Origin of the sequence: Niastella sp. (genome assembly GCF_045805085.1) — a bacterium.
Lineage (GTDB): Bacteria > Bacteroidota > Bacteroidia > Chitinophagales > Chitinophagaceae > Niastella.
Genome location: NZ_JBJMLX010000339.1, coordinates 1 through 24,622, shown reverse-complemented (window position 1 = coordinate 24,622; position 24,622 = coordinate 1). Strand labels below are relative to the sequence as shown.

The following is a 24,622-nucleotide window of genomic DNA, read 5'->3' as shown; positions in this document are numbered from 1 at the left end:
TTTTACACAAGAGGAGGGCGTACTCATCTTATTTATTGAGTACAATAGCGATCTTTTTGACAGGACAACCGCCGATCGGATCGGAGATCATCTGGTGCAATTGCTGGAATCCATTATAAAAGATCCATCCCTGCCCATCCGTCAACTGGATTATTTACAGCCGGCAGAAAAGGAGCAGCTGCTGCATGCATTCAACGATACTGCTTTAGACTGTTCTAACAACAGAACCGTCATAGATCTGCTGGAAGAGCAGGTGAGTAGAACGCCGTCTGCCACGGCTCTTGTCGTCGGGGAAAAGCGATTCAGCTACCGGGAGGTCAACGAGTGGTCGAACCGGCTGGCAGCAAAGATAGTGGAGCAGGGCAGCGTTCGTAGGGGCGACAGCGTCGGTGTATTGCTGGATCGCTCTGAATGGTCGGTGTTTGCTATGATCGGGATCATGAAACTGGGCTGCGTGTATGTGCCGATCGATGCATCGCTACCGGCCAGCCGTATCCGCTACATGCTGGAAGCAAGCCGGTCAAAATTGCTGATCACAGAAAGATCAGAAAATAACCATTACTCATTTGAATTACCTGTCATAACAGTCGACGAAGTAACAGCGCACATCAATTCGTCCAATCCGGCTCTGGGCATTACCGGCACAGAAACTTCTTATATCATTTATACCTCGGGTTCTACAGGCGATCCGAAAGGAGTGGAACAAACGCATCTTACCCTGTACAACCTGATCATCTGGAGTATTGAAGGGGCAGGTTTTGACACTGGAACCAGGCAGTTACAGTTCTCTTCCTTTAGCTTCGATATGTCTCTGTATGACATCTGTTATGTTTTTGCTACAGGAGGAGAGCTTCATGTGATCAGCGAAGAGCTCCGCAGGGATCCGTGGGCCCTGAAAGCGTATGTGATCGGAGCGGGTATAACGACTTTATCGATGCCCTATTCCGCACTGAAAGCCTTATTCAGTGCAATAGGATCGGAGGAGTGGACGGGGCACCAGTTACGGGAGATCATCTCGGCCGGAGAGCAATTATATGTGAGCGGCGGGCTGCAGGAATTACTGAAAAAAGATACTGAGCTGCGGCTCTATAATTTATACGGTCCATCGGAAACGCATGTAGTAACAGGGGTATCCTATAGTTATAGCAAAGGACCGATACCGGAAAAAGCAGGTATCGGCCAGCCTGTATACAATACGGTGATCTATATCCTGGATAAAGAAATGCAGCTGGTGCCGCCAGGCGTGGAAGGAGAGATCTATATCGGGGGATGGAACCTGGCAAAAGGTTATATCGGCCGGGCAGACCTGACGGCTGAAAAGTTTATTCCCGATCCATTCCGGAATGGCGAACTGGTGTATCGCAGCGGGGATATTGGGAAATGGCTGCCGGGAGGCGGGATCGAATATCTCCGGCGCAGGGACCACCAGTTGAAGATCAACGGATACCGGATAGAGTTAGGAGAGATCGAGCAGGCCTTGCGGCGCAATGACCAGGTAAGTGAAGCGATCGTTGTAGCGAGAACCAATGCGCAGGGAGATAGATCCCTTGTCGCTTACATCGTTGGTAAATCCAGGTTGAACAGCAACAAGACGAGAAACTATTTAAGGGACCTCCTGCCTGTTTACATGTTGCCTGACTATTATGTACAATTGGAAAAATTGCCATTGACGCCAAATGGGAAGGTAGACAAAAGGGCCCTGCCGGATCCCGAAGGGCTGGGTATGGCAACAGGCGTGGAATATATCGCTCCGGCGGGCGAGATCGAATTAAAACTGGAAGCGATCTGGAGTGAAGTGCTTGGCCTGGAAAAAGGAAAAATAAGCACAGGAGATAATTTCTTCACACTGGGTGGCAATAGTATCAGGGCCACCCGTTTAGTCAGCAAAATACGGAAAGAGTTTGACGTCATGGTCGCTCTAAAGGATGTATTCCTGGAACCATCGATAGCGGGTTTAGCCATCGTGATCAGGGCATTGCTATGGATAAAGAAAGGTGAAGCTGTGGAACAAAAAGACCCTGAAATAGAAAGACTGGTTTTTTAAAGTAATAACTTTTTAAAGGACGAGCAATAAGATGGATAGCATTAAAAGCATCATTCTGGAGTTACAGGAAGCCAATGCACGGATTATTGTCGATGGAGAGAACCTGAGGATCGAAGCGGGGAAAGGAGTGATCGATGACCGGGTAAAGCAATTGATAAAGGCTAACAAAAAAGGGCTGATAGAGTACGTGAATCAAATCCGGCAAAGTAGCTTTTCAGCTATCCCGGAAGCCGCTTCCGGGAATGATTTTCCCTTATCATCCTCGCAAACCAGAATGTGGATATTAAGCCGGTTCGAAGAGGGGAATATTGCTTACAATATCCCGGTTGTATATGTTTTTGAAGGCGGGCTGAACCGGGATGCCCTGGCTTATTCTATTGCCCGGCTGATAGAGCGTCATGAGATCCTGCGAACGGTATTCCGGGAAAACGAACAGGGACAGGTCCGGCAATACATCCAATCCCCGGAAGAAGCGGGTTTTGAATTGGTCCATCGCGATCTGCGTTCAGAAGCGGAGCGCGGAGCAAGGGTGCAGGAAGAGCTGGTGATAGCGCTGGTGCAGGAAGAGATCGGCAAACCTTTTGACCTGTCCGTGGGCCCGCTGATGCGGGCCGTCTTGTATCAGATGGCAGACAGTAAGTGGGTATTCGTCCTGAATTTACATCATATTATCACCGATGGCTGGTCAATGGGCATCCTGTTCAATGAATTATTGTCTTTTTATGCTGCTTTTACCAGGGGTACGGTTTATTTACCCGCTCCCTTATCCATTCAATACAAGGATTATGCGGTCTGGCAGCAGAACCAGTTAAGAGATGGCGCTTTCCGGGAACATCGGGCGTATTGGTTACAGCAGTTCGGTGGGCCATTGCCGGTACTGGAGCTGCGCGGCGATAAGGCCAGGCCAGCTGTAAAAACCTATCGGGGAGAAATGGTCAGCCTGCACCTTGATGCCCGGCTGACAAATGGGATAAGGACTCTTAGCCAGGAACAGGGGGCCACCTTGTTTATGGGTTTGCTTGCGGTAGTTAATACCTTGTTGCACCGGTCTACGGGTCAGAAAGATATCATCATTGGCAGCCCTGTTGCAGGCCGGGAGCATCCCGATCTGGAAGGACAGATCGGATTTTATATCAATACGCTGGCTATACGCACCCGCTTTAATGGGAACGATAGCTTTGAGAGGTTGCTGGATAATATCAAAAAGGTCACACTGGAAGCATACAGTCATCAGGCCTATCCGTTTGACGAACTGGTGGACAACCTGCATCTGCAACGGGATATGAGTCGCAGCGCTTTGTTTGATGTAATGGTCGTTTTGCAAAACGCGGAGGTTGGGCGGGCAAATGGCCAGCAACAGTTGGGAGAGCTGCAGGTTAGCGGATTTAAAGGAGGAGGATCACGGTATAGCAAGTTTGACCTGGTGTTCAACTTTATGGAAGCGGGAGAAGAATTGCAGGTCCTCATCGGCTATAACAGCGATATCTATGCTAAAAATACCATTGAAAGACTGGCCGCACATGTTGAGAAGTTGCTGGAGGCGGTCATTACGCATCCGTCTATGCCGGTTGGCCGCTTGCCCTTCCTTCGGGAAACTGAGCGGCAGCAGTTGCTGAATGCATTCAATAACACGGCGATCGCTTATCCGGCGAACCAGACATTGGTATCGTTATGGGAGGCGCAGGTGGTCAGCACTCCGGATAATATTGCGCTGATCTTTGAGGATACCGAAATAACATATAGGGCATTGAATGAGGTGGCCAATCAGTTGTCCCGTTATCTGAAAAAGAATTACGACATCGCAGCCGGGGATCTGGCAGGCATACAATTGGAACGCAGCCAATGGCTGATCATCGCCATATTAAGTGTGTTGAAAGCAGGCGGCGCCTATGTGCCCATCGACCCTTCCTATCCGCAGGACCGTATCAATTTTATGATAGCGGATAGCGGGTGTAAACTGGTTATCGACGAAAAGGAGATCGGGCAATTTCAGGAAGCTAAGGGCGACTATGATACGGATAACCTGCAACCGCCCGTCCGGCCCGATGACCTCGCTTATGTGATCTATACGTCCGGTTCTACCGGTAAACCCAAGGGGGTAATGATCATGCACCGGTCTGTGGTGAACCTGGTCAGTGCGCAAAAAGCGACATTCGGGATCGATCCTTCGGACAATGTGTTGCAATTCTCCACCATTTCCTTCGATGCATCGGTTGAGCAAATATTCTTGGCACTTACCAGCGGCGCGTGTTTGACAATGATCGACAGGGATACGATGATGGATGCAGATAAACTGGAAGAATTTGTCAGCAGCCGGAAGATTACTCATATACATACGGTTCCGGCGATATTAAAAATGCTTCGGATCCGGAAATATCCGCATGTACGAAGGGTCGTATCAGGCGGAGATACATGCCCGAAGGAATTAGCTGCCAGATGGAGCGAATACCACCCTTTCTATAATAAATATGGGCCTACTGAAACAACGGTCACCTCCATAGAATGCCTGTATTCCGATAACGCAGAGGATCAGACTGTGATCTCCATTGGACGCCCGCTGGCCAATACGCAGATCTATATTCTGTCGGGCGGTGAGCTATGCCCGGTAGGAGTAGCCGGTGAAATATATATCGGCGGGGCAGGACTGGCGCGAGGGTACCTGAATAACCCGGTGTTAACGGCAGAAAAGTTCGTAGCGAATCCATTCAGATCCGGAGAGCGGGTGTATAAAACCGGAGATTGGGGAAGGTGGCTACCGGACGGCCGGATCGGGTTTATCGGCCGCGCAGATGACCAGGTAAAGATCAGGGGTTACCGTATAGAATTGGGAGAAATAGAATCGGCTGTAAAGCATCATCCGGATATTGAATCAACGGTCGTTGTAGCCAAAACGCTTGCTGAAGGCGAAAAGGAATTGGTGGCATACCTCATTAGTAAGAAAATAGTATCAATAGCGGAGCTGCGTGTCTTTTTAAGCAAAATATTACCGGCGCATATGGTGCCGGGCTATTACGTGCAGCTGGAAGCATGGCCGCTGATGCCAAATGGGAAGGTGGATAAGAAGGCCTTGCCGCATCCCGAAGGACCGGGCATGGAGGCAGGCGTGGAATTTATCGCTCCTGGAAGTGTAACCGAAAAGAAACTGGCCCGTATATGGAGCGATATCCTGGGAATAGCCCCCGATAAGATCGGGCTCAGGGACAGTTTCTTCGAAATGGGTGGCCACAGTTTAAAGGCCACCCGTTTAGCCAGCCAGATACACAAGGCATTTGACGTAAAGATCTCTCTGAATGACCTGTTCGTGAAAAGCATATTGGAGGAGCAGGGGCAATTGATTGAACGGGCCCGGAGAACATCCTTTGTGGCCATACCGCCTGCGGCTACCGCAGTCGATTACCCGCTGTCTTCTTCACAAAGGAGATTATGGGTATTAAGTCAGTTTGAAGAAGGGAGTATTGCCTATAATATGCCGGGCATTTATACATTCGAAGGCAGCCTGAACAGGAAGGCGCTGGCTTTTGCTTTTACCACACTAATAGCGCGGCATGAGATATTAAGGACTGTTTTCCGGGAAAATGAACAAGGAGAAGTGAGACAGGTTATCCTTAAGCCGGAAGCCCTGGATTTCCAGCCTGGGTATACCGATCTGCGCGAAAAAGGGGAGGAGCGGCTGGAGGTACTGATACAGGAAGAATCTGCCAAACGGTTCGATCTGGAAAACGGTCCCCTGATCAGGGCAGCCGTTTTTCAAACAGGCACCGCAAAATGGATCTTTGTCTATAACATGCATCACATCATAAGTGATGGTTGGTCAATGAATATACTGATCGATGAATTGATAGTGCGCTATAACACCTATATGTCAGATACCCCGCACAGCGGGCGCCCGTTGCGCATCCAATACAAAGATTATGCGGTTTGGCAACAGAAGCAATTGAATAATGGGCAATTAAAAGATAGTAAGGCCTGGTGGATAAAGCAATTGGAGGGAGAGATTCCGGTACTGGAATTACAGGGAGATAAAGCCAGGCCTGCAGTGAAGACCTATAATGGAAGTGTTGTTTTCGGCTATTTCGATCCCGTGCTTACCCAGGGAATAGGATGGCTTTGTAAGGAACGCGGAGCTACTTTATTTATGGGGCTGCTGGCAGTAACCAACGCCTTGCTATACCGGTATACCGCACAGGAAGACATTATTATCGGAAGTCCTGTTGCAGGTAGGGAGCATGCGGACCTTGACGGCCAGATCGGCTTCTATATCAATACGCTTGCACTCAGAACCCGGTTTTCCGGAAACGATAGTTTTGAGCGCTTGCTGGAGCATGTTCGCCAGCACACGTTCAGTGCCTGGGAGCACCAGGCATATCCGTTTGACGAATTGGTGGAAGACCTGCACCTACAACGGGATATGAGCAGGAGCGCCTTGTTCGACGTGATGCTGGTGCTGCAAAATACCGCCATTAACCATTCCCGGCAAAATGAAGGCTTCAGGGGTTTGAAAATAACCCCATACAACGGAGCGGAAAGTACGATCAGCAAGTTTGACCTGTTGTTCAATTTCAGGGAGGCAGGAGACAGGCTCGAATTAGCCATCGAATACAATACCGATATCTTTAATAAGCAATCCATTCAACGATTGTTCAGTCATTTTGAACAATTGCTACGCGTGATCATTCAACAGCCTTCCACGCCGCTTTATGCGCTGGACTACCTGACGGAAAAGGAAAAGCAACAAGTGATTACAGGTTTAAATAATACAGGCACTGGTTATCCGCAGGATGAAACGGTCGTATCCCTTTTTGAAGAACAGGTGGAAAGAACGCCGGAGCATATTGCTCTGGTTTTTGAAGACCAGGTAATGACCTACCGGGAGTTGAACGAACGCGCCAATCAATTGGCACATTATCTGAGGAAGAAGCATCTGATTACACCCGACGATCTGATCGGTATCCGCTTACCCCGGAATGAATGGTTGGTAATCGCACTGCTGGGTACGTTGAAAGCAGGCGGCGCCTATGTGCCCATGGACCCCGATTATCCGAAAGACCGGATCGATTTTATGGTGGCTGATAGCAGGTGCAGGGTGGTGATCGATGAGGATGAACTTGACCGGTTTACAATACAGGCACAGGAATATGACCGGCAAATTCCCGTGCCCGTCAATAAACCATCCGATCTCGCCTATGTGATTTATACTTCAGGCACCACCGGTAAACCCAAGGGGGCGTTAATTGAACATAGGAATATTGTCCGCTTATTAAAGCCTGATGACAAATTATTTGATTTTAATGCGTCTGATGTCTGGACCCTGTTTCATTCCTATTGCTTCGATTTTTCAGTGTGGGAAATGTATGGCGCCCTGTTATTCGGCGGTAAATTGGTCATTGTTTCTGCGAACACAGCCAGAGAACCTGCCGCTTTCCTGGATCTGCTGATCAGACAGAAAGTGACCGTCCTCAATCAAACACCCGCCGCCTTTTATAATCTTATACAAAAGGAGGAGGAGGGGGAGAGCAGGAATATAGCGCTGCGGTACGTGATATTTGGTGGGGAAGCCTTACAGCCGGATAAATTAAGTAACTGGCATGGCAGGTATCCCTGGGTCCGCCTGATCAATATGTATGGCATCACAGAAACGACGGTGCATGTGACTTATAAAGAGATCACAGCAACAGCCATAAAGAGCGGCATCAGCAATATCGGCAAACCAATACCCACCCTCAGTTGCTATGTACTGGATAAACACAGGAACCTGGTGCCTCCTGGCGTTGCCGGAGAACTTTATGTAGGAGGAGAAGGGGTGGCCAGAGGCTATTTGAACAGGGAAGAACTCACAAGCCAGCGATTCCTGAAAAGTCCCTTCCGGAAAAACGAAATGTTATACCGTTCAGGCGACCTGGTAAAGATCCGCGGCTACCGGATAGAATTGGCAGAAATTGAGCGTACCCTGCGGGATCATCCGGATATTTCATCGGCGCTGGTACTCGCCATCACCAATAGGGCAGGGGAGAAGGAGCTCGTTGCTTATGTTGTAGGTAAGCAGGAATTACATACCGCCGGTGTACGATCTCACCTGAGCGGTCGTCTTCCTGCCTATATGCTGCCAAATTATTATATCCGGCTGGATAGGCTTCCCCTGACCGTAAATGGAAAAATAGATAAGAAGGCGCTTCCAAAACCGGATGAACAGGGGATGGAGAACGGGAAGGAATACATCGCTCCCGCAAATGAACTGGAACTGCAAATTACTGCTATCTGGCAGGCCGTCCTGGGAAAAGAAAGGATTGGTATGCGGGATGGCTTTTTTGAATCGGGTGGCGATTCCATCAAGGTGTTGCGGATGATCTCGGCTGTTAGAAAACAACTGGGGTTGCAAATGGCGGTTGCGGATATTTATGCCAACAACACGATCGAAGCCATCCTGGCTCATCTGGCGCGCAATAGCACTGCCATCGATGTACGCAATGCCCATACAGCCGACCATGAAAAGAAAATAAGGACAGCAATCGGGGAACTCAAAGAACGAATATTGTCTTCGGACAAACTACCTAACAAGGACAATATAGCCGATATATATCCCATGAGCGATATTGAGAAAGGCATGGTATACGAGTCTTCTCTGAATTCGGAACTGGGTGTATATCATGACCAGGTCATCCACCAAAAAAGGTTCCCGCAATTCGATTTTGATAGATTCAGGTATGCGTTGGAACTGTTGACAGACAAACATCCCATGCTGAGAACAGCATTTAATGTGAGTGACTACGAAACAGAAGTGCAGATCGTTTATAAGAAAGTAACTATTCCACTGACTTATGAAGATCTTTCGGCTATAGGAAAAACTGATCAGGAACTATGGATCCAGAATTATCTGCAGCAAGAACGGAAGCATCCCTTTGTGGTTACGGAGGCGCCGCTCTGGCGGATGCGTGTATTCAGATTGGACGCAAATTCGTTTGCATTCGTGTTTCAATGCCACCATGCCATTATAGACGGTTGGAGTGACGCGTTACTGACTACGGAACTAAATAATTTGTATATAGAGCTGGGAGCCGATCCAACGCATAGACCTTTACCGTTGAGATCGGATTATAAGGATTTCATCGTCCGGCATTTGATGGACAAGCAGGATAAAGGGCTCAAAGAATTCTGGCGAAAAGAACTGGACGGGCATTTCAGGCTTGATCTTTTTGAACAGGACGAGCAACTTGATTTTTATACGTATCAATTTTCGAACGCAGAAATAGCTTCCCTGAAGGAAGAGGCAGTCAGGTTAAAAACATCGCCCAAAGTCATCTTATTTTGTGGATACCTGCATCTGTTGAGGGAATTGAGTTATGAGAAGGAGATACTGGCAGGGTTGGTAACCAATACCAGGCCTGATTGCGAAGACGGCGACAAGGTACTTGGCTGCTTTTTAAATACCATACCATTCCGCATTACGATAGCCGATCATACTGTATTTCCAGACCTGGTAAAGATGGTGCACGATAAAGTGATCCGCTTAAAGGATGCGGAGCGGCTAAGCCTGACAACGATTGCTCAGATCCATCAGGAGAATGCGCGATTGAACAATCCATTTTTCGATGTGCTGTTCAATTTTGTCGACTTCCATGCATATGATGAAAGGATAGTGGAAGAGGAAGACGCGATCAGTGAGGTGGCTGGGGAATCTGTTCATGCGATGGGTCATGTGCGCACCAATACATTTTTTGATTTTGCCATCAGCGCTACTGGCGGCCATTATTATCTGAATCTGCAGATTGGCAGGAAATTACGGTCCGGACTGTCCGCAAAGTCGGTGGGATTGTTGTATCAGCGCATCCTCACCAGTGCCCTGCAGGATCCTCACAGAGTAATGCCCGCATTGAGTTTATATAACGAAAACAATAAGCAGCTTTTGTTAAATGGTAACAGCCCGGTTGCGGACTATCCCCGGGACGGAACGCTGGTCAGTCTGTTTGAGGAACAGGTGACGAGAACGCCCGATCGGGTTGCCCTGGCATACAGGGATAAGACGATCAGCTACCGGGAGCTCAATGAACAGTCGAACCAACTGGCTCATTATCTCAGGAAGAATTTTGCTGTACAGCCCGATGATCTGATCGGAGTAAAACTGGAAAGATCGGAAAGATTGATCATAACGATCCTTGGCATACTGAAAAGCGGTGGCGCTTATCTGCCTGTTGATCCTGGCAACCCACCGGAACGTATCGATTACATGATCAGCGATAGCCAGTGCCGGTTGTTTATTGACGAAAACTGGCTGAATGACTATGATCAGCTGCTGACAGCAGAAGGATTGAATGACCCCATTCAGGTCAACCAGCCTAACAACCTGGCGTATGTCATTTATACCTCCGGTTCTACCGGAAAACCTAAAGGCGTGCTGGTAGAACACCGCTCGGTCGTGAACCTGATTGTAGCGCAAAGGGCTGCATTCGGCATTAGCGGGGAAGACAATGTGCTTCAGGCCTCCGATATTTCTTTCGATGCTTCGGTGGAGCAGGTCTTTATCGCACTTACCAGCGGAGCGCGGTTAACCATGATCGATAAGGCGGTGTTGCTGGAGGCAGAAAAGCTGGAAGCATTTATCGATGACTATAGGATCACCCATGTTCACCTGGTACCGGGGATCCTGGCCATGCTGCCAGTCAAAAAATATACTTATCTGAAAAGAGTCATCGCGGGAGGAGACACCTGCCCGAAAGATCTGGCCGAGAAATGGAGTGTGCATCATCAGTTTTATAATGAATATGGACCTACGGAGACTACGGTCACTTCCATCATGCACCAGTATGATCCTGCAAAGCAGCAACAGTCATTTGTTCCTGTTGGCCGCCCGTTACCCAACACCACCGTTTATATTTTAAAGAATGACCGGCTGGCGCCCGCCGGGGTGATCGGGGAGATCTGTATCGGGGGCGACTGTCTGGCAAGAGGCTATTTGAATAGACCCGGTTATACCGAGGCTGCCTTCGTTCTCAATCCATTCAAGGAGGGAGAAAGAATGTACAGGACCGGAGACCTTGGAAGATGGCTGGCTGATGGGACAATAGAATTTACCGGCAGGAAGGATAATCAGGTTAAGATAAGAGGGTACAGAATAGAACCGGAAGAGATTGAAGAGGTGTTGAGGCAATATCCGTCAGTTGTCTCCGGCATTGTCACCGTAAAAAATAATGCGCAGGGCGGAAAAGAATTGGTGGCCTATATCACAGGCAGTTCAGTTTTTTCCGCGTCGGAGATAAAAACTTATTTAGGCAGGTTACTGCCGGCTTATATGATACCCGCACATATTGTGCAGCTGGATGTTTTGCCGCTGACACCCACCGGAAAAATAAACCGGAAAGCCTTGCCCGACCCGGACAGGTCAGGCGTTTCAGAGGGCGTGGAATATATTGCTCCCCGTAATGCCATAGAAAAAAAAGTAACCACCATCTGGCAGGAGTTACTGGGCAGGGAGAAAGTGGGTATCAGCGATCATTTTTTTGATTTGGGCGGGCACAGTATCCTGGCAATGAAACTTCAGTTGATCATGCGTAAAGAGTCCGGCATCCATATAAAGATCCAGGATCTTTATAATCATCCAACGATCGAAGGCCTCCTGTCGGCGGTGGCAACCCGTACACATGCCGGCTCCCGCATTATTCAATTAAGCAGCCGGGTTGCTGAAGAAAAGAAAAACTGCTATTTCATTCCACCTGTCCTCGGCAATGCTATTCTGTTCAAACCGCTGGCAGCGGCTTTGCAGGATAGCTGCAATTGTTATGGCATTCAATACCGCGGCCTGGAACGGGAGCTGGCCGAAGAACCCCTTTACGGGTCTATCCTGGAGGCGGCAATGGATATGAGCCGGCAGGTACTGGCTCACCATAGTAATGGAGAAATGGTAATCATAGGGTATTCCATGGGAGCAGCCATCGCATTTGAAATGGCAAAGATCCTGGAACCAACCCTCAACAACCTGCAATTGATCCTGGTTGACAGGGGAGTGGTTCCTGTGACCCATCCGGATAATATGTCAGTGAGCAAGGAAGCCGATTGGCTGATGAGCAAATACAAAGCACTGATTGGTGTGGAAATTGGGGATGAAGCAGCACTGCGGAAATTTCTTGTTAATAATATTGAACTATTGAACAGGTATGAGCCAACCGGGAAAATCAATAATAAGATATATACATTTATATCCGCTGGGAATAAGTCGGTTACAGCCATGGATGCCTGGAATGCGTTTACAAACGGAGGGATCATACCCCAATTCATTCAGGGAGACCATTGGGAGGCGCTGACCAATATAAACTTCCGGTTTTTCGAAAACGCGATCAATACAGAGCGCCCAAACAAATAGCATCCGAACCGGGCAGATGGCATTTGTCATTTCGTAACACCCGCAATAAATGTTGGTATCATTGCTAAATATTACTGGGTTTGATTTAATTAATTTACACTGATAACGTTTCGTTACACCGGATTCTTAGTTGATGAAGGTTGCCGAAATAAAGGGGATATTAATATTTTCATTAACATCGTTGTAAACAAATCTGGGAGTAAGTACCTGTTACTTGCTTTAGCGATAGCTATATTCCGGATTTCTTAAACCTTATCGTGTGAATAAATTCAACTCCGGATGGTACCTGATTTATACGAAACCGCGTCATGAGAAAAAGGTACAAACCCAGCTTGCTGAAAAGAGCATTAATACATTTTTGCCCACAAGAAAAGTGCTCAGGAACTGGCACGATCGAAAAAAATATATTGACGAACCTCTTTTTCCGTCTTATGTTTTCATTTATTTGAACGACTTGCAAAATTATTATGAAGGAACAAATGCCGAGGGTAGTTTATGTTATGTTAAAACAGGTAGAGAAATTGCACGAGTAAACGAAACCGTAGTCAATAATATAAAACTGGCGGCTACCCATTATAAGAGTATAGAAGTTTCTGATCAGAATTTTCAACCCGGCCAGCAGTTGGTTATTAATAAAGGAATTCTGACCGGGCTTTCCTGTGAAGTAGTTCGGGTTGACAGTAGAAAAAAGCTACTCGTGCGGGTTGCACTTTTACAGAGAAATTTATTACTCTCTTTGTCAGAAGAATATTTAATGTATGAATGAATAGGTATTCGTTTACATTGACAGTTGAATAAATTGGGTATCACAAATCCTGTCCGTTGCAATATGGGCTATATAGCCTTCTGCGATTGCCAATTCATTAATAAACCAGTTGCATGAATTTATTGATACATGGTGGCTAATCACTTCGAAGCAAGACAATGGAATCTGGAGGCCTCTTCCATCAGCTTTAATGACAGCCTCTTTTCTCGTCCATAATTTATAAAATACTAACAAGGGATCATCAGCATTTTTAAGATATATCCATTCACTTGCAGAAAAGCAGTTTGAGAAAGTATCAACATCGATAGATTTCACTTCTTCCAGATCAATGCCCAATTTACACGATTGGCTTAAAGCACAAACCACATACTTTCCTGAGTGGGAGATATTAAAACTAAGGTTATTATTAAAATAGGGTTTATTGAATTCATTGAAGCGTATATCATGCAGCCCAATATTGAAATAGCCCAGCTTTCGTAAACCTTTCAGAAGAAGGACCTTTCCAAGTAGAAAATGACAGGCATCTTCTTCAAAGGAATAGCGTCCTGCTTTTGCTATATACCATTTAGGGAAATATTCTTCATAATCTCTGATTATTTCTGAAAGACTATGTGCTCCACTGTATGCGCTAAATATGTACACCATTCTTTTGACAAAGCGTAAATAATTTTGATATAAGCATGTTAACCTGATGTTACTGCGCTTCTATATTTCGCTACTTAGAAAAGCGATATTAAATTTTAAACTGCTTGCCATTTTCTGAAAAGTTTGAATTATTTAGCCACGGGCGGCTGATGCGAATGATTTGTTCGTTAATGGCATATTTTAATAATCCAATAGTTGATTTAACATTCAGTTTATCTTTCATGTCCTGTCTTATTTTTTCAACAGAACGGATACTCAGAAATAAATGATTGGCAATTTCTTTGTTGCTTTTTTCTTCCCATAATAATTGAAGCACCTCTTTTTCTCTGTCGCTTAATTCAACGTGTGGTTGAGCATTTTGATTACGTATCCTAATTTGTTTGCCCCAATACATAATTTCAGTAAGCAATTTGCTTCGGTATATTCTATGTTCAGCAACTGAATTGATGGCATTAATTACCTCCTCGGGTTCATCTGACTTTGAAATAATGCCATAAACGCTTGAATCCAGCAATTGGCTTAGCAAATTCATATCGGTACACATGGTGAGCACCACAATCTTAATATCAGGGTATTCGCTTTTGATCATTTTTATCGCATCAAAACCATTGATATTCGGCAAAAAAAGATCCATCAGCAGTATATGGATATAAAAGTCTTTTAATTTTATTAACAGATCGGGAATGTCGGGAGACTGTATAAATACATTAATGTTTCTTTGTTCAGCGAGATAGTTTTTCAACGTTTTCCTAAATAATGTGTGATCATCTACAATGGCCAGATTGATAAGATTGGGCTGCATAAAGATAGATTAAGGTTTATAAAATGTGTTACAGTTTCGTCAGATTATTTCAAAGTGGTATATGATAAATCGTTACGAATAAATTCTTTTAAATATGGATCTATTAATTGCTGGTCCGTTTTTTAAATAAGAACGTCAAGGCGAATGTGTCCAATAAAGGATACTGCCTTGTATGGAAGCCTTTCTAAAGCACGGGAAAGTTTTTAACAGGTGAATTTATGTATAGGAAGCTTGAAAGCTCATCAGCCGGTTTACTGATTAACTGTCATGGTGGCCAAGAAATAAAAATACTTAAAAGATAGTTAGGAATATAAAAGGATAAGATATTTTTAATAGGTGTGATGTTTTCGCCTATAAGCGTGTTAATTTGGCCATAAGTGTGCAGGTTATATTTGGATTATAATTAATTAGTGGAGCATTTTTTCAATTTTTTTAGAAGATCGGGCGCTGATTAGGACGTTAAAAATTACCTGGTGAATGGTACTTGAGGCCTTTTTGGCATCCAGTTGTATTTTCCTACTCATATATCGTTCATTCTTAACGGTTATCACTTTCTGTATTTGGAAGTTAAACACCTATTGCTTTACCACTTTGAAAAAATACTTCTTTGTCGTAATAATCTCTACGTAATACAAACCTGACAGTAGCCCTGAAAAGTCAAGGTCCAGGGATTGGCTACCAGTAGTCAATTGCTTTTGCAATACTTTAATTACTTTTCCATCTGTACTCAATATCCTGATTTTTATTTTATTTTCTACAGGCATATACAGTGTTACATGCAAAAACTGGTTAACCGGGTTAGGCCTTGCCTGTACTCTTTCTGTTTCCGGTTCTGTTATGGCTGGTACTAACAAAATCTGCTCACTGTAACTTTTAGAGCCATTTGTACTTGTTGCTCTTACCCGGTAATAATAATTTGGCAAAGGCGGTGGGTTATGCAGGTATTCGTATTGTTGTTTATCTTGCTCATATTGAATTTTTACCAGGTTTGAAAAATAGACCCCATCCTTACTAAATTCAACTTCGAAGTATGACAATTCATTAGTTGGTGCAACTTGCCAGGCTAATTGATTTCCCAAATTTGAAGTAATGCCTGAAAAAGAAAGGAATTTGATTATACCATAACTATTTTTTAATAAAACACCCAATGTATCTCCAAGCCTGGATGGATATCGTGTAATATCATCAAAGGTTGATGAACTTCCACACTTGTTATACAGTACATCATCTTTTGAAAGAAAATAATCAGTTGTACCGTAAGTTCCATGCATCCTGCTTCCCAACACGGGAAAAGATTCGCCCAAAGAACCTGATTCATATCCTGCCGCTTTAATCTGGTCTAGATTCGTATAATTGTTGTTATAAGGCGCCAAATACACAATTTTTAAAGGAACCCCATTTTCTTGATACAGGGCATAATGATTATCGTTCGACTGTATGGCAGTTTTTGAAAAAGGATCTAAGGTTGAAAGACCAACAATTGCTCCCGTATTCACATTGGCTACCAGGTTCCTTTCCATAATTAAATTACCTCCGCCCGAATTAAAATAAATCACAATTAAATTGTTCTCGCAATCACAAATAACTGTATTATCTGTAAAGCGGGTCAATTTTGGAGCACCTACTGGCAGTTTTGCCACCATATTGCTATTACCGGGCAAATAAACTTTGTTATTTACAAATACAATGCTATCCACCACATTATCGCTTGAAATGCCTGCCGCACCGGAAGCTGCAATAATATTACTATTTTTTAGCACAATGCTTCCGCCTAGTTTGGAAGAAGCAACTCCATTATTTATAAAAAATGCGCTATCTATAGATATGTCTTTAAGCTCACCTGATATACCGATGGAAGTGTTGGCATAAACACCCCCATTTATCCTGAGTGACCGGTAAGATACACCGGTTGTATGTGCATATAAACCAATAGCGCCGTATTGAAATGTATCGGTAGTATTTCTGCCTGCAATAGCAATACAATCTTTATAAAGCACATCCATCGTGTCGGCAAATGGGCTGTCGGTAAATGATATAAATAACGTATTACCGCCAAATACCAAAGGATCATCCGATTTCCATGCCATACATTTTTCTGCTGTACCTGAACCTAAGAAAAAATTATGTTTAACTCCATCTTCTGCCAGCACCCCATAAACATAAGAGCCATTTCCAGCCTCGAATGAACCATTATTACTTGCATTGCGCCTGGTGTGCATATTGTATACATGGCTGTTGTCGCCAACTTGTATTCCCATAGACCGCCTGGTAATTTCATATAAGTGTTTGTTTGAAGGGATTGCATCTGAATTACGGGCGTGTACGGTTAGGATATCTGTTCCTGCTGATTGAGTAACCACCGGGGCATAATAGCTTCCGGCAGTATTCTCGCATTCCTGTAAAGAGGCGGTTCTCTTCAATCGCCATCCATCTTCCCACACACTGTACTGACTCACATCTGTAAAATCGCGGAAGTTATTTTTCCAGGATATTTCATATAAATTTTGGTAGCCGGCTTTTTTTGTGAAGAGATTATTTTGGGCAGAATCTGCTGCATCAAACACAGGCCGTGGTCCGGTGCCATAATCCATGAGTGTAATATTGTTTAAATGCAGATCCTTTATGTTTAGAAATTCCCGAAACCGGCTTCCTCTTGCAACAAAAATGTTATCTCCACTTTGTATGCTTAAAGAAAGTAAGCGCGCCACGGTTTTAACCGGAGTTTGCTTTGTACGTCCATCATTAACATCATTACCATTAACTCCATCAAGGAAAAAGGATTGGTTAATATATAAATTATCAATGGGTAAAAAATGTATTCTATCAAGTGCGCAATCGCTTAAATGACCCGAGTCAGCATACAGGTTAAAACAACAGAAAAAGAATAAGAGCATTCCAGGCCATCTATAAACATTCATAAGATAAATTTTTTGGCAGTATAGAATAAGGAAAACCCAACTGTGCTATGCAGCTACATACAGCCTAATTGCAGGCAATTAGCCTACAGAATAATACATATTTGGCGAGTGCAAGGAACCTGTTACTGCAGTTGCCGGATAATTTGATCAATAAAAGGAGGGATTGTTATTCTAAGCACTCATTCACTTTCGCCAGTTTACTCCTTTTCAAGTATACGATCAGGGTTGACAACTTATTTAAGCATTAATTATTCCATATAGTAAATATTGCATATCTGGAAAATATTATGCATAATGTAATACACCTTATGCCTCTGATCTTATCTGAAAATACTCGTATGTGGATCGTTCTCATCAATTGTTAAATCGGAACGATAAAACGGGGAAGGGAATTAAGATAGCATAACCGGCGAAGCCATACTGCTTTTTACTAATTTTCATTAAAAGCGCCTTAACTTCACAAAATTGACATGAATATGAAAGTCTCCTTTACGCAAATCGACACCGCCTGTATCATTATCAACATCAACGGATTTGTCATTGTCACCGATCCCACTTTCGATAAGGAAGGCACTGTATATGAAGGCGCCCGCACCTTGTATAAAACAGGTTCGCCAAAACTGCAACCGCAGGATATTGGCCCGGTAGACCTGGTGTTGCTCAGCCATGACCAGCATAAAGACAACCTGGATAACGCCGGCCGTGAATTTATTAAAACAGTAAAGCAGGTTATTTCTACTCCTGACGCTGTTGAACGCCTGGCGCAGGACAACATAACCGGACTTAATGAATGGGAAAGCATAAACATCGTAACCGATAAAGTACCTGGCTTTCGCATTACCGCAACACCCTGCCAGCATGCGCCTACGCATGAGCAAACAAAGATCTCCGGACACGTTATTGGGTTTATGATCGAGTGGGAGGGCCAGCAAAAAGGAGCATTGTATATATCCGGTGATACAGTATACTTTGATGGCATTGAAGAGATCGCAAAACGGTTTAAAGTGCATACCGCAGTACTGCATGTGGGTAAGGCTGGTTTCCCGCAAATTAATTATATGCCCCTGACCTTTACTACCGAAATGGCTATTCAGACTGTGCGGTTAATGAACGTGGAGAAATTTATTCCCACGCACTTTCAGGGTTGGAAGCATTTTAACGAACAACCTGAATACTTATATGACCAGGTAACCCATTCAGACATAAAAGAAAAACTGGTGTGGTTGCAACCGGGCTCGCCAACTGCCATTGAAATCTAACCAAGTTCACCATTCATCCTCTTCCTCATCCATTCCGTAATTATAAGGATTACCATATTCATCATCATACTCTTTATCTAAGTGATACGGGTAATATTTCATCCAATCTTCACCATACTTCCGTTGTATATGCTTAACCTCAATTTCCAATGCCCTGGCCCGCTCTTCTTCCGGACTTAATTCTTCATCAATGCAATCAGAAAACAGATCAGCATAAAACGCACACTGGCAATATTCCCCCAATGTACATCTCCCATGTTCTGTATTGGGTTTGCACAGGGCAAAAAATCCCATATGCCAGGTTTTAACCTTTATATCCTGATTGAAATTATCCCGAATAGTGGCGTATTGAATTCGTTCAGGTACTTCAATTTGAAGTACAAAGGAACAATTATATGCATCCAGTAATCGGTTCATGGCTTTGAGAAGTAAATGCACCTGTTCGTTGGTAAGCATATTTTCAGGGGGAAGCATTTCCTGGTAAATACCAGTCCATTCCTGAAGATTACGAATCGGAGCAGTTCGTTCTTCTTCCTCTTCTGATATCCAATCAAACAAATCATATCCTTCAGAAGGGGCTTTCTGTACCTGGTCAATAGAAATGGTTATATCATCAAATAGTTGTTCAACATAGCGTTGCATACCTTATTGGTTTAACGGTTTCTATAAAAAAGGTCGCATTAATTTTTAAATACATCAAGTAATTGTCGGCTATGTTATGGGATAAGTAAAATAACCTAACATAATGCAAACTCATAGGATTGTACACTTGCGTACTGTATACGCAATAGTAAAAGTAAAACCTCATTAAAGTCATTTAATAACGAAATGCGGCGGTAACATCACCAGTAAATGATACTGCTTACTGGTCTGCGAGCCTGATGGCGCTACTTATGAAAAATGGTACACTAATAGCTGTAAAAGGTTTTAATTAGATGCTGTCTCAACTATTGAAACAGCATTTTTTTACCCTTTGCAGGTGCCCTGAAACCTAATACAGATTGATATAAAAATGTATTGTAAACATTAATTTTTTTAGGCCTGGAAGTGTAAGCGATAACCCTTATTACGGGTTATAATAAATCGACTACATTGTTACCATTTTAACTTCTGAAGCTCCCGATTAAAATAAAAAGGTTGTTGCTTTGCATTATCGTACTCAATGATCGCTATTTGATGTATGGCTAATTCTATAAAAACTTTTGAATTAAAAAATTTCAGGCATCATGTTTGCGCTTGAATCGCTCAAATACTCTTTTTGAAAACGTAAATATCCTTATGATGAACACGATCAGGAAAATCCTCACAGATGTAACAAACATCTTCTCATCTGTACCAGAAACAGGAAAACTAATAATCCGTGCTATCGCTGCAAAAGGCGCGCTGAATTTCAGCTACGCGCAATCAGGAAAAATCTCAACCATACAGTTTGGAAGAAGAGCAGCAATTGCCAGACGAGGCGATATGGTTTCAGTAACTGTTCTTCATGGTTCACAGCAAATCATCTGAATGATTTAATGGTTATTTACATTCATCCGGTGAGATGAGTGGTAAGTGATTATTATTTCAGTCGAATATGATTTGGTAAACAGTGATTCTGGTAATGACAGGTCTGGGTATATCAACCCGGCACTGTACAGGCATACTGTTGTGTGAATAGCATGAAGGCGTTTTTGAAAGGGAATTCCTATGGATGTACATGAGCACGGCATTAATTCAATTGTCCCGGATTTTATTTCAGTAAGGTTCTAATCAGTTTTCCATCACCTTGTGTAAGCACCTTATCCTGAATTCTGGCTATATTTTTCTTATTGGTTTGTACTTTATGAAATGTAGGCCTTGGCTTTCCGGGTCACCGGAAATGAGATGGACAGAACAAAGGAATTGTATCTGTCTTCAGAAATGATAAGAGAGGAATCAACTGTTACAGGCCGAGGTATTCGGCATGGCAGGCAAGTAACGCATCACCAGTTAAAAAAAGCACTTGTGATGCGAAGGGGGAAGTTCTATGCGTAAGCAAGACGTTACCGGCAATTGAAAACTTTTTTTAAATCTAGAAATTAACAACCTAAAATGAAAACTTCGATGCACAAAAGAGGCAATTTGTTACGTGGAAATCAGCGTGTGCTGACCGTTTCCCTTTTACTGGCTACATTGGCTGCTTGTCAGAAAAACGTTGAACCAAAGTTAAATGATGCTGCCAGTGAAGAACTGGTATCAACAAAAGCAACAACAGGTGGGAATATAATTTGGGAGGAAAATGCAGATGCCAGCAGTTTTTTAACTGGCGGTTTAACTTTAAGTGTTCAATATGCAACATCCTATGGTATTACTGCTTCTACAACACAAGCTTACAATGGGACAAAGTCAGCTCGTTTTGAATTAAGAGATACTGATCCCGAAAGTCATAGTGGTACAAGGTCCGAAATAGCATTTCCTACACCTACTACCAATAATTTCTGGTATTCCTATGCATTGTATATGCCTAGCGCTCAGTATAAAGATGAGGCCGCTGACGAAGTTATCACCCAGTGGCATGGTGGCGGCGGCATTACCCCGGCTATTTCTATGCGTGTAACAAATGGTCATCTTGTGATGAGAACACCGGACAATGCCAAGACTGACCTTGGTGCAATTGAAAAAGATAAATGGCATACTTACGTATATCATATTATCCACTCATCAGGTTCTGATGGATTGATCGAAATTTGGAAAGATGGTACAAAGCTCGTAAGCCGTAAGGGCCCAAGCATGTATGCAATTACAGGTGATTTCCATCTGCCTAACTGGAAAATGGGTATCTACAAGTCAGATTGGAATGGTACTGGCACTACTTCTACCAACCTGCGCGTGCTTTATTTCGATGATATTAAGTATGGTAAAGCAACTGCAACTTATGACGAAATGTTGCCTGTTGGTAACGGCGGTTCTACAACACCAACCAGCCCAACTGATGGAACAAGCACGCAGCCAACAACACCTTCTAATACCGGCATAAGTGTTACCTCTTTCACCCTGGTAAATTCAGCTACAGAAAAAGAAGTAAGCACAATTGCAAATGGCTCTTCGATCGGCCTGAGCGCGCTGAGCCTTAAAGCTGCCAATATTCGTGCGGTTACATCCGGGACTATTGCCAGTGTAAAGTTTGAATTGAGCGGCGCTCAAAGCAAAACGGCTACTGATGCTGCGGCTCCTTATGCCCTGATGGGTGATGATGGAAATGGTAACTATTATTATGGAAACTGGAACCCACCAGCGTTAGGTACTTATACGCTGAAAGCAACCCCTTATGATTCAAAAGGTGTAGCGGGTGTTTCAAAGACCATCACCTTTACATTTACGAAATAAATTTGAGTATTAATATAGATGGGATAAAAAAGGCGGCCTCTGTAATAGGGCTGCCTTTTTTATTTAACTAAAGAGAAAAGGGAGTAAATTTATAGTAATAAAAACGGGTACATGTGAAACCAAAAAAGCCTGTAATACTGGTACTGGTAGTACTTTCGGCCACCTTGCTTTACAGTTATATAAAAGTATTTCATGGCAAAGCAGCTCAGCCTAATGCCCATATACTTTACCAGGTGGGGTTTGAAGAACATGACCCCTTCCCTTCATTTTTATCGAAACAGGTAGCCACCTCTTATGGATTGCAAATAGTGGAAAGTCCTGTATACCAGGGGAAGAAAGCCGTCCGCTTTGAGTTGAGGGATACTGACCCTGAAAGTAATAATGGCACCAGAGCCGAAATTTCATTTCCGAATCCTGATGACAAGAATAACCTGGAACGCTGGTATGCTTTTGCACTTCTTTTCCCGAACGTTGATTATGATGCAGATAACAGTGATGATGTAATAAGCCAGTGGCACCAGGGGGGTAAAGTTAGCCCCGCAATAAGCCTCAGAACTAAAGATGATAAACTGTTTCTCCGTATTAAACCCGACGTAAAGAGTAAAGACAAAATATCGTTAGGTGCTGTTGAAAAAGGTGATTGGCATTATTATGTGTTCCACATTAAGCATTCATCAGGGGCTGATGGCCTGATTGAAATATGGCGCGACGGACAGTCGTTAACCAAATACAATGGCGCCAATATGTATGATCTGAGCGATGGCGTTTTTCATGCCCCAAACTGGAAACTGGGCATTTACAAAGCTACCTGGAATGGTGATGCTGTAACCAATACCAATAAACGGGTTTTATATTTTGATGAAATAAAATTAGGTGATGAACGGGCGACGTTTGCAGATCTGATGGGATCTAAGAAGTAGCCCGTTGAAATCCGGCAATTTTCATAGCCTCACAAATTTGCCTGTCAGTAACCAGCAATTGAAAAGTACTATCTTCTTTATTCTCTCCCAATGCTATAACCATGTTTTTCAGGAATGCCGGTAACCATTCTTTTGCGGATGCATGACAATAACCCTTTTCTATTACAATCGAATCTTCTCCATAACTCACCCAAATACAACACACCAACTGGTTATTTTGGAGCCAGGTAAAACAATTTTGCCCTTTTTCAAGGCGACACATAGCGTCTGCCAGGAATTTCCACCTGGATAAACCTGCTTTATCATCTGAATTAATTTCCAGCAAATCCGCCAGACTATTTTTTTGCCAGGGTGTTGCTATGGCTTGTTCAAGTGTGGATTTAATTATTAAATAACTTTGCTGCGTCTCCTGTTTGTGTAATTTTTTTACAAGTCTTTTTATTACTGGCGACGGATGCCAGTGTCTTAAATCATACCGGTATTTTTTTATGGTGAGTTCGGCCGTCATAGGTCGTATGGCGCGGGCAACCATTCGGGCATGCAACCATTTTTTGAATTGTCTTTTTATCCGGAACCCCTTCGCAGTGCTAATGATCAGCTCCTGTACTTCATCCTGCTGAGTGGCCAATTCTTCCTTATACGCATCATATCCCGGCGAAAGGTCAAAATATTGAATGCCTTCTTCCACCAGTTGTTTTGTTAAAAACTGAAAATGCATATAGCCAGGTGAAATAACCCGGGCATTTAGCGGGGAATGACAAATGAGGCCTGACAGGTAAGCGCAATTGTTTCTTATTGTAGCAATTACTGCTGCAGTTATTTTATTATTGACCTTAAATACGGTTGTATGAAGCAGTTGCTGATCAAATAATGCTAACAGGAATTCTTTTTTTGCCGGATCTTCCCAGAAAGGAATTTTGTTGAATAGAGCGGCCTGCCTGAAATCGAGCATAATGGCCATTTCATCCAGACTGCGTATAAACGTTTCCCGGTCTTTTATACTTTCAAAGCATACTTCGGCTGTTTTTTTTAAACGATTCAACTTGTGTTTGAAATGTTTTCCCACCTTCACCTCAGCCGGGCTCTTGTAATGTATCAATGGAAGCGTATAAGGCTGTACTATGCTGTATTTGCGCCATTTTTCATTTTGCTGTACCCAATTCATCGGCGTACCCTTTGGAATAAAGCGGAGCGATATAGTAGATCCGGGGAATTGTGTCATCAATTCGGTTAATGCTGATTGTATAAAGGTGTTTCCGTCAGCAGGCGGCGCCAGCCAAACATGATATTCCGCTTCATAATGCCCGGCCCCTATTATTTTGCCTCTTTTTTTTATGCTATGGCGGTCATTCCCATTTGCATTTAGGAAAGCCACTGGCAGCACACCCCTTAGTTGTCCTTTTGAAACTGCCTTCAGTAGAATGGGAAAATGTTTTTCGCGGTAAGCGTTGTACCAGGATGCAACAAAGGCCCGGGTTTGAAATACAGTAGCCCAGGGGCAGGATTCAAAAAGCTGGTCCCAGCTTTTTTGAAAGGCAGGGTCCTGCAAAAGCTCTATAACTGCTGAAC

12 protein-coding genes are annotated in these 24,622 nt (G+C 43.8%); 7 read left to right on the top strand and 5 right to left on the bottom strand.

Annotated elements, in window-relative coordinates:
- From ACJ751_RS17890 to ACJ751_RS17880, 3 genes are all read left to right on the top strand, one after another.
- On the top strand, positions 1-2,044 hold a 2,044-nt coding region (locus ACJ751_RS17890), incomplete at its 5' end, for a non-ribosomal peptide synthetase (RefSeq protein ID WP_407746888.1).
- 31 nt (positions 2,045-2,075) lie between these two features.
- Positions 2,076-12,395, top strand: coding sequence for an amino acid adenylation domain-containing protein (locus tag ACJ751_RS17885; protein WP_407746887.1), 10,320 nt, complete (start codon positions 2,076-2,078; stop codon positions 12,393-12,395).
- Between the two features lie 259 nt (positions 12,396-12,654).
- Entirely contained in the window at positions 12,655-13,161 is a 507-nt protein-coding gene (locus ACJ751_RS17880; RefSeq protein WP_407746886.1) for a UpxY family transcription antiterminator, read from the top strand.
- Positions 13,162-13,173: 12 nt separating this feature from the next.
- On the opposite strand, the gene ACJ751_RS17875 is transcribed toward ACJ751_RS17880, so the two are convergent.
- The 3 genes from ACJ751_RS17875 to ACJ751_RS17865 all read right to left on the bottom strand — a co-directional run bounded on the left by ACJ751_RS17875 (position 13,174) and on the right by ACJ751_RS17865 (position 17,526).
- Positions 13,174-13,806 (bottom strand): 4'-phosphopantetheinyl transferase family protein, encoded by a 633-nt coding sequence (locus ACJ751_RS17875; protein ID WP_407746885.1) that lies wholly within the window; start codon positions 13,804-13,806, stop codon positions 13,174-13,176.
- Between the two features lie 88 nt (positions 13,807-13,894).
- On the bottom strand, positions 13,895-14,608 hold the full coding sequence (locus ACJ751_RS17870; protein WP_407746884.1) for a response regulator: 714 nt from the start codon (positions 14,606-14,608) through the stop codon (positions 13,895-13,897).
- Between the two features lie 575 nt (positions 14,609-15,183).
- A complete protein-coding gene (locus ACJ751_RS17865; RefSeq protein ID WP_407746883.1) occupies positions 15,184-17,526 on the bottom strand; it encodes a T9SS type A sorting domain-containing protein in 2,343 nt (780 codons plus the stop codon).
- 476 nt (positions 17,527-18,002) lie between these two features.
- Here ACJ751_RS17865 and ACJ751_RS17860 point away from each other — a divergent pair, with 476 nt between their 5' ends.
- Positions 18,003-18,785, top strand: coding sequence for an MBL fold metallo-hydrolase (locus ACJ751_RS17860; RefSeq protein ID WP_407746882.1), 783 nt, complete (start codon positions 18,003-18,005; stop codon positions 18,783-18,785).
- A 6-nt stretch (positions 18,786-18,791) separates the two neighbouring features.
- On the opposite strand, the gene ACJ751_RS17855 is transcribed toward ACJ751_RS17860, so the two are convergent.
- Entirely contained in the window at positions 18,792-19,427 is a 636-nt protein-coding gene (locus ACJ751_RS17855) for a hypothetical protein (protein WP_407746881.1), read from the bottom strand.
- 636 nt (positions 19,428-20,063) lie between these two features.
- On the opposite strand from ACJ751_RS17855, the gene ACJ751_RS17850 reads away from it, so the two are divergent.
- The 3 genes from ACJ751_RS17850 to ACJ751_RS17840 all read left to right on the top strand — a co-directional run bounded on the left by ACJ751_RS17850 (position 20,064) and on the right by ACJ751_RS17840 (position 23,053).
- The gene (locus tag ACJ751_RS17850; protein ID WP_407746880.1) at positions 20,064-20,294 is read left to right on the top strand and encodes a hypothetical protein; all 231 of its coding nucleotides are present in this window, start codon (positions 20,064-20,066) and stop codon (positions 20,292-20,294) included.
- Between the two features lie 564 nt (positions 20,295-20,858).
- Entirely contained in the window at positions 20,859-22,133 is a 1,275-nt protein-coding gene (locus ACJ751_RS17845; protein WP_407746879.1) for a polysaccharide lyase, read from the top strand.
- Between the two features lie 113 nt (positions 22,134-22,246).
- Positions 22,247-23,053, top strand: coding sequence for a polysaccharide lyase (locus ACJ751_RS17840; protein WP_407746878.1), 807 nt, complete (start codon positions 22,247-22,249; stop codon positions 23,051-23,053).
- Here ACJ751_RS17840 and ACJ751_RS17835 read toward each other — a convergent pair.
- A partial coding sequence (locus tag ACJ751_RS17835; protein ID WP_407746877.1) for a GNAT family N-acetyltransferase occupies positions 23,043-24,622 on the bottom strand: 1,580 nt, incomplete at its 5' end. The genes ACJ751_RS17840 and ACJ751_RS17835 overlap by 11 nt on opposite strands.

Coding starts and splice junctions, on each gene's coding strand:
- ACJ751_RS17865 (WP_407746883.1), bottom strand. CDS start 17,526: ATGAATGTTTATAGATGGCCTGGAATGCTCTTATTCTTTTTCTGTTGT.
- ACJ751_RS17845 (WP_407746879.1), top strand. CDS start 20,859: ATGAAAACTTCGATGCACAAAAGAGGCAATTTGTTACGTGGAAATCAG.
- ACJ751_RS17860 (WP_407746882.1), top strand. CDS start 18,003: ATGAAAGTCTCCTTTACGCAAATCGACACCGCCTGTATCATTATCAAC.
- ACJ751_RS17850 (WP_407746880.1), top strand. CDS start 20,064: ATGATGAACACGATCAGGAAAATCCTCACAGATGTAACAAACATCTTC.
- ACJ751_RS17885 (WP_407746887.1), top strand. CDS start 2,076: ATGGATAGCATTAAAAGCATCATTCTGGAGTTACAGGAAGCCAATGCA.
- ACJ751_RS17875 (WP_407746885.1), bottom strand. CDS start 13,806: ATGGTGTACATATTTAGCGCATACAGTGGAGCACATAGTCTTTCAGAA.
- ACJ751_RS17870 (WP_407746884.1), bottom strand. CDS start 14,608: ATGCAGCCCAATCTTATCAATCTGGCCATTGTAGATGATCACACATTA.
- ACJ751_RS17855 (WP_407746881.1), bottom strand. CDS start 19,427: ATGCAACGCTATGTTGAACAACTATTTGATGATATAACCATTTCTATT.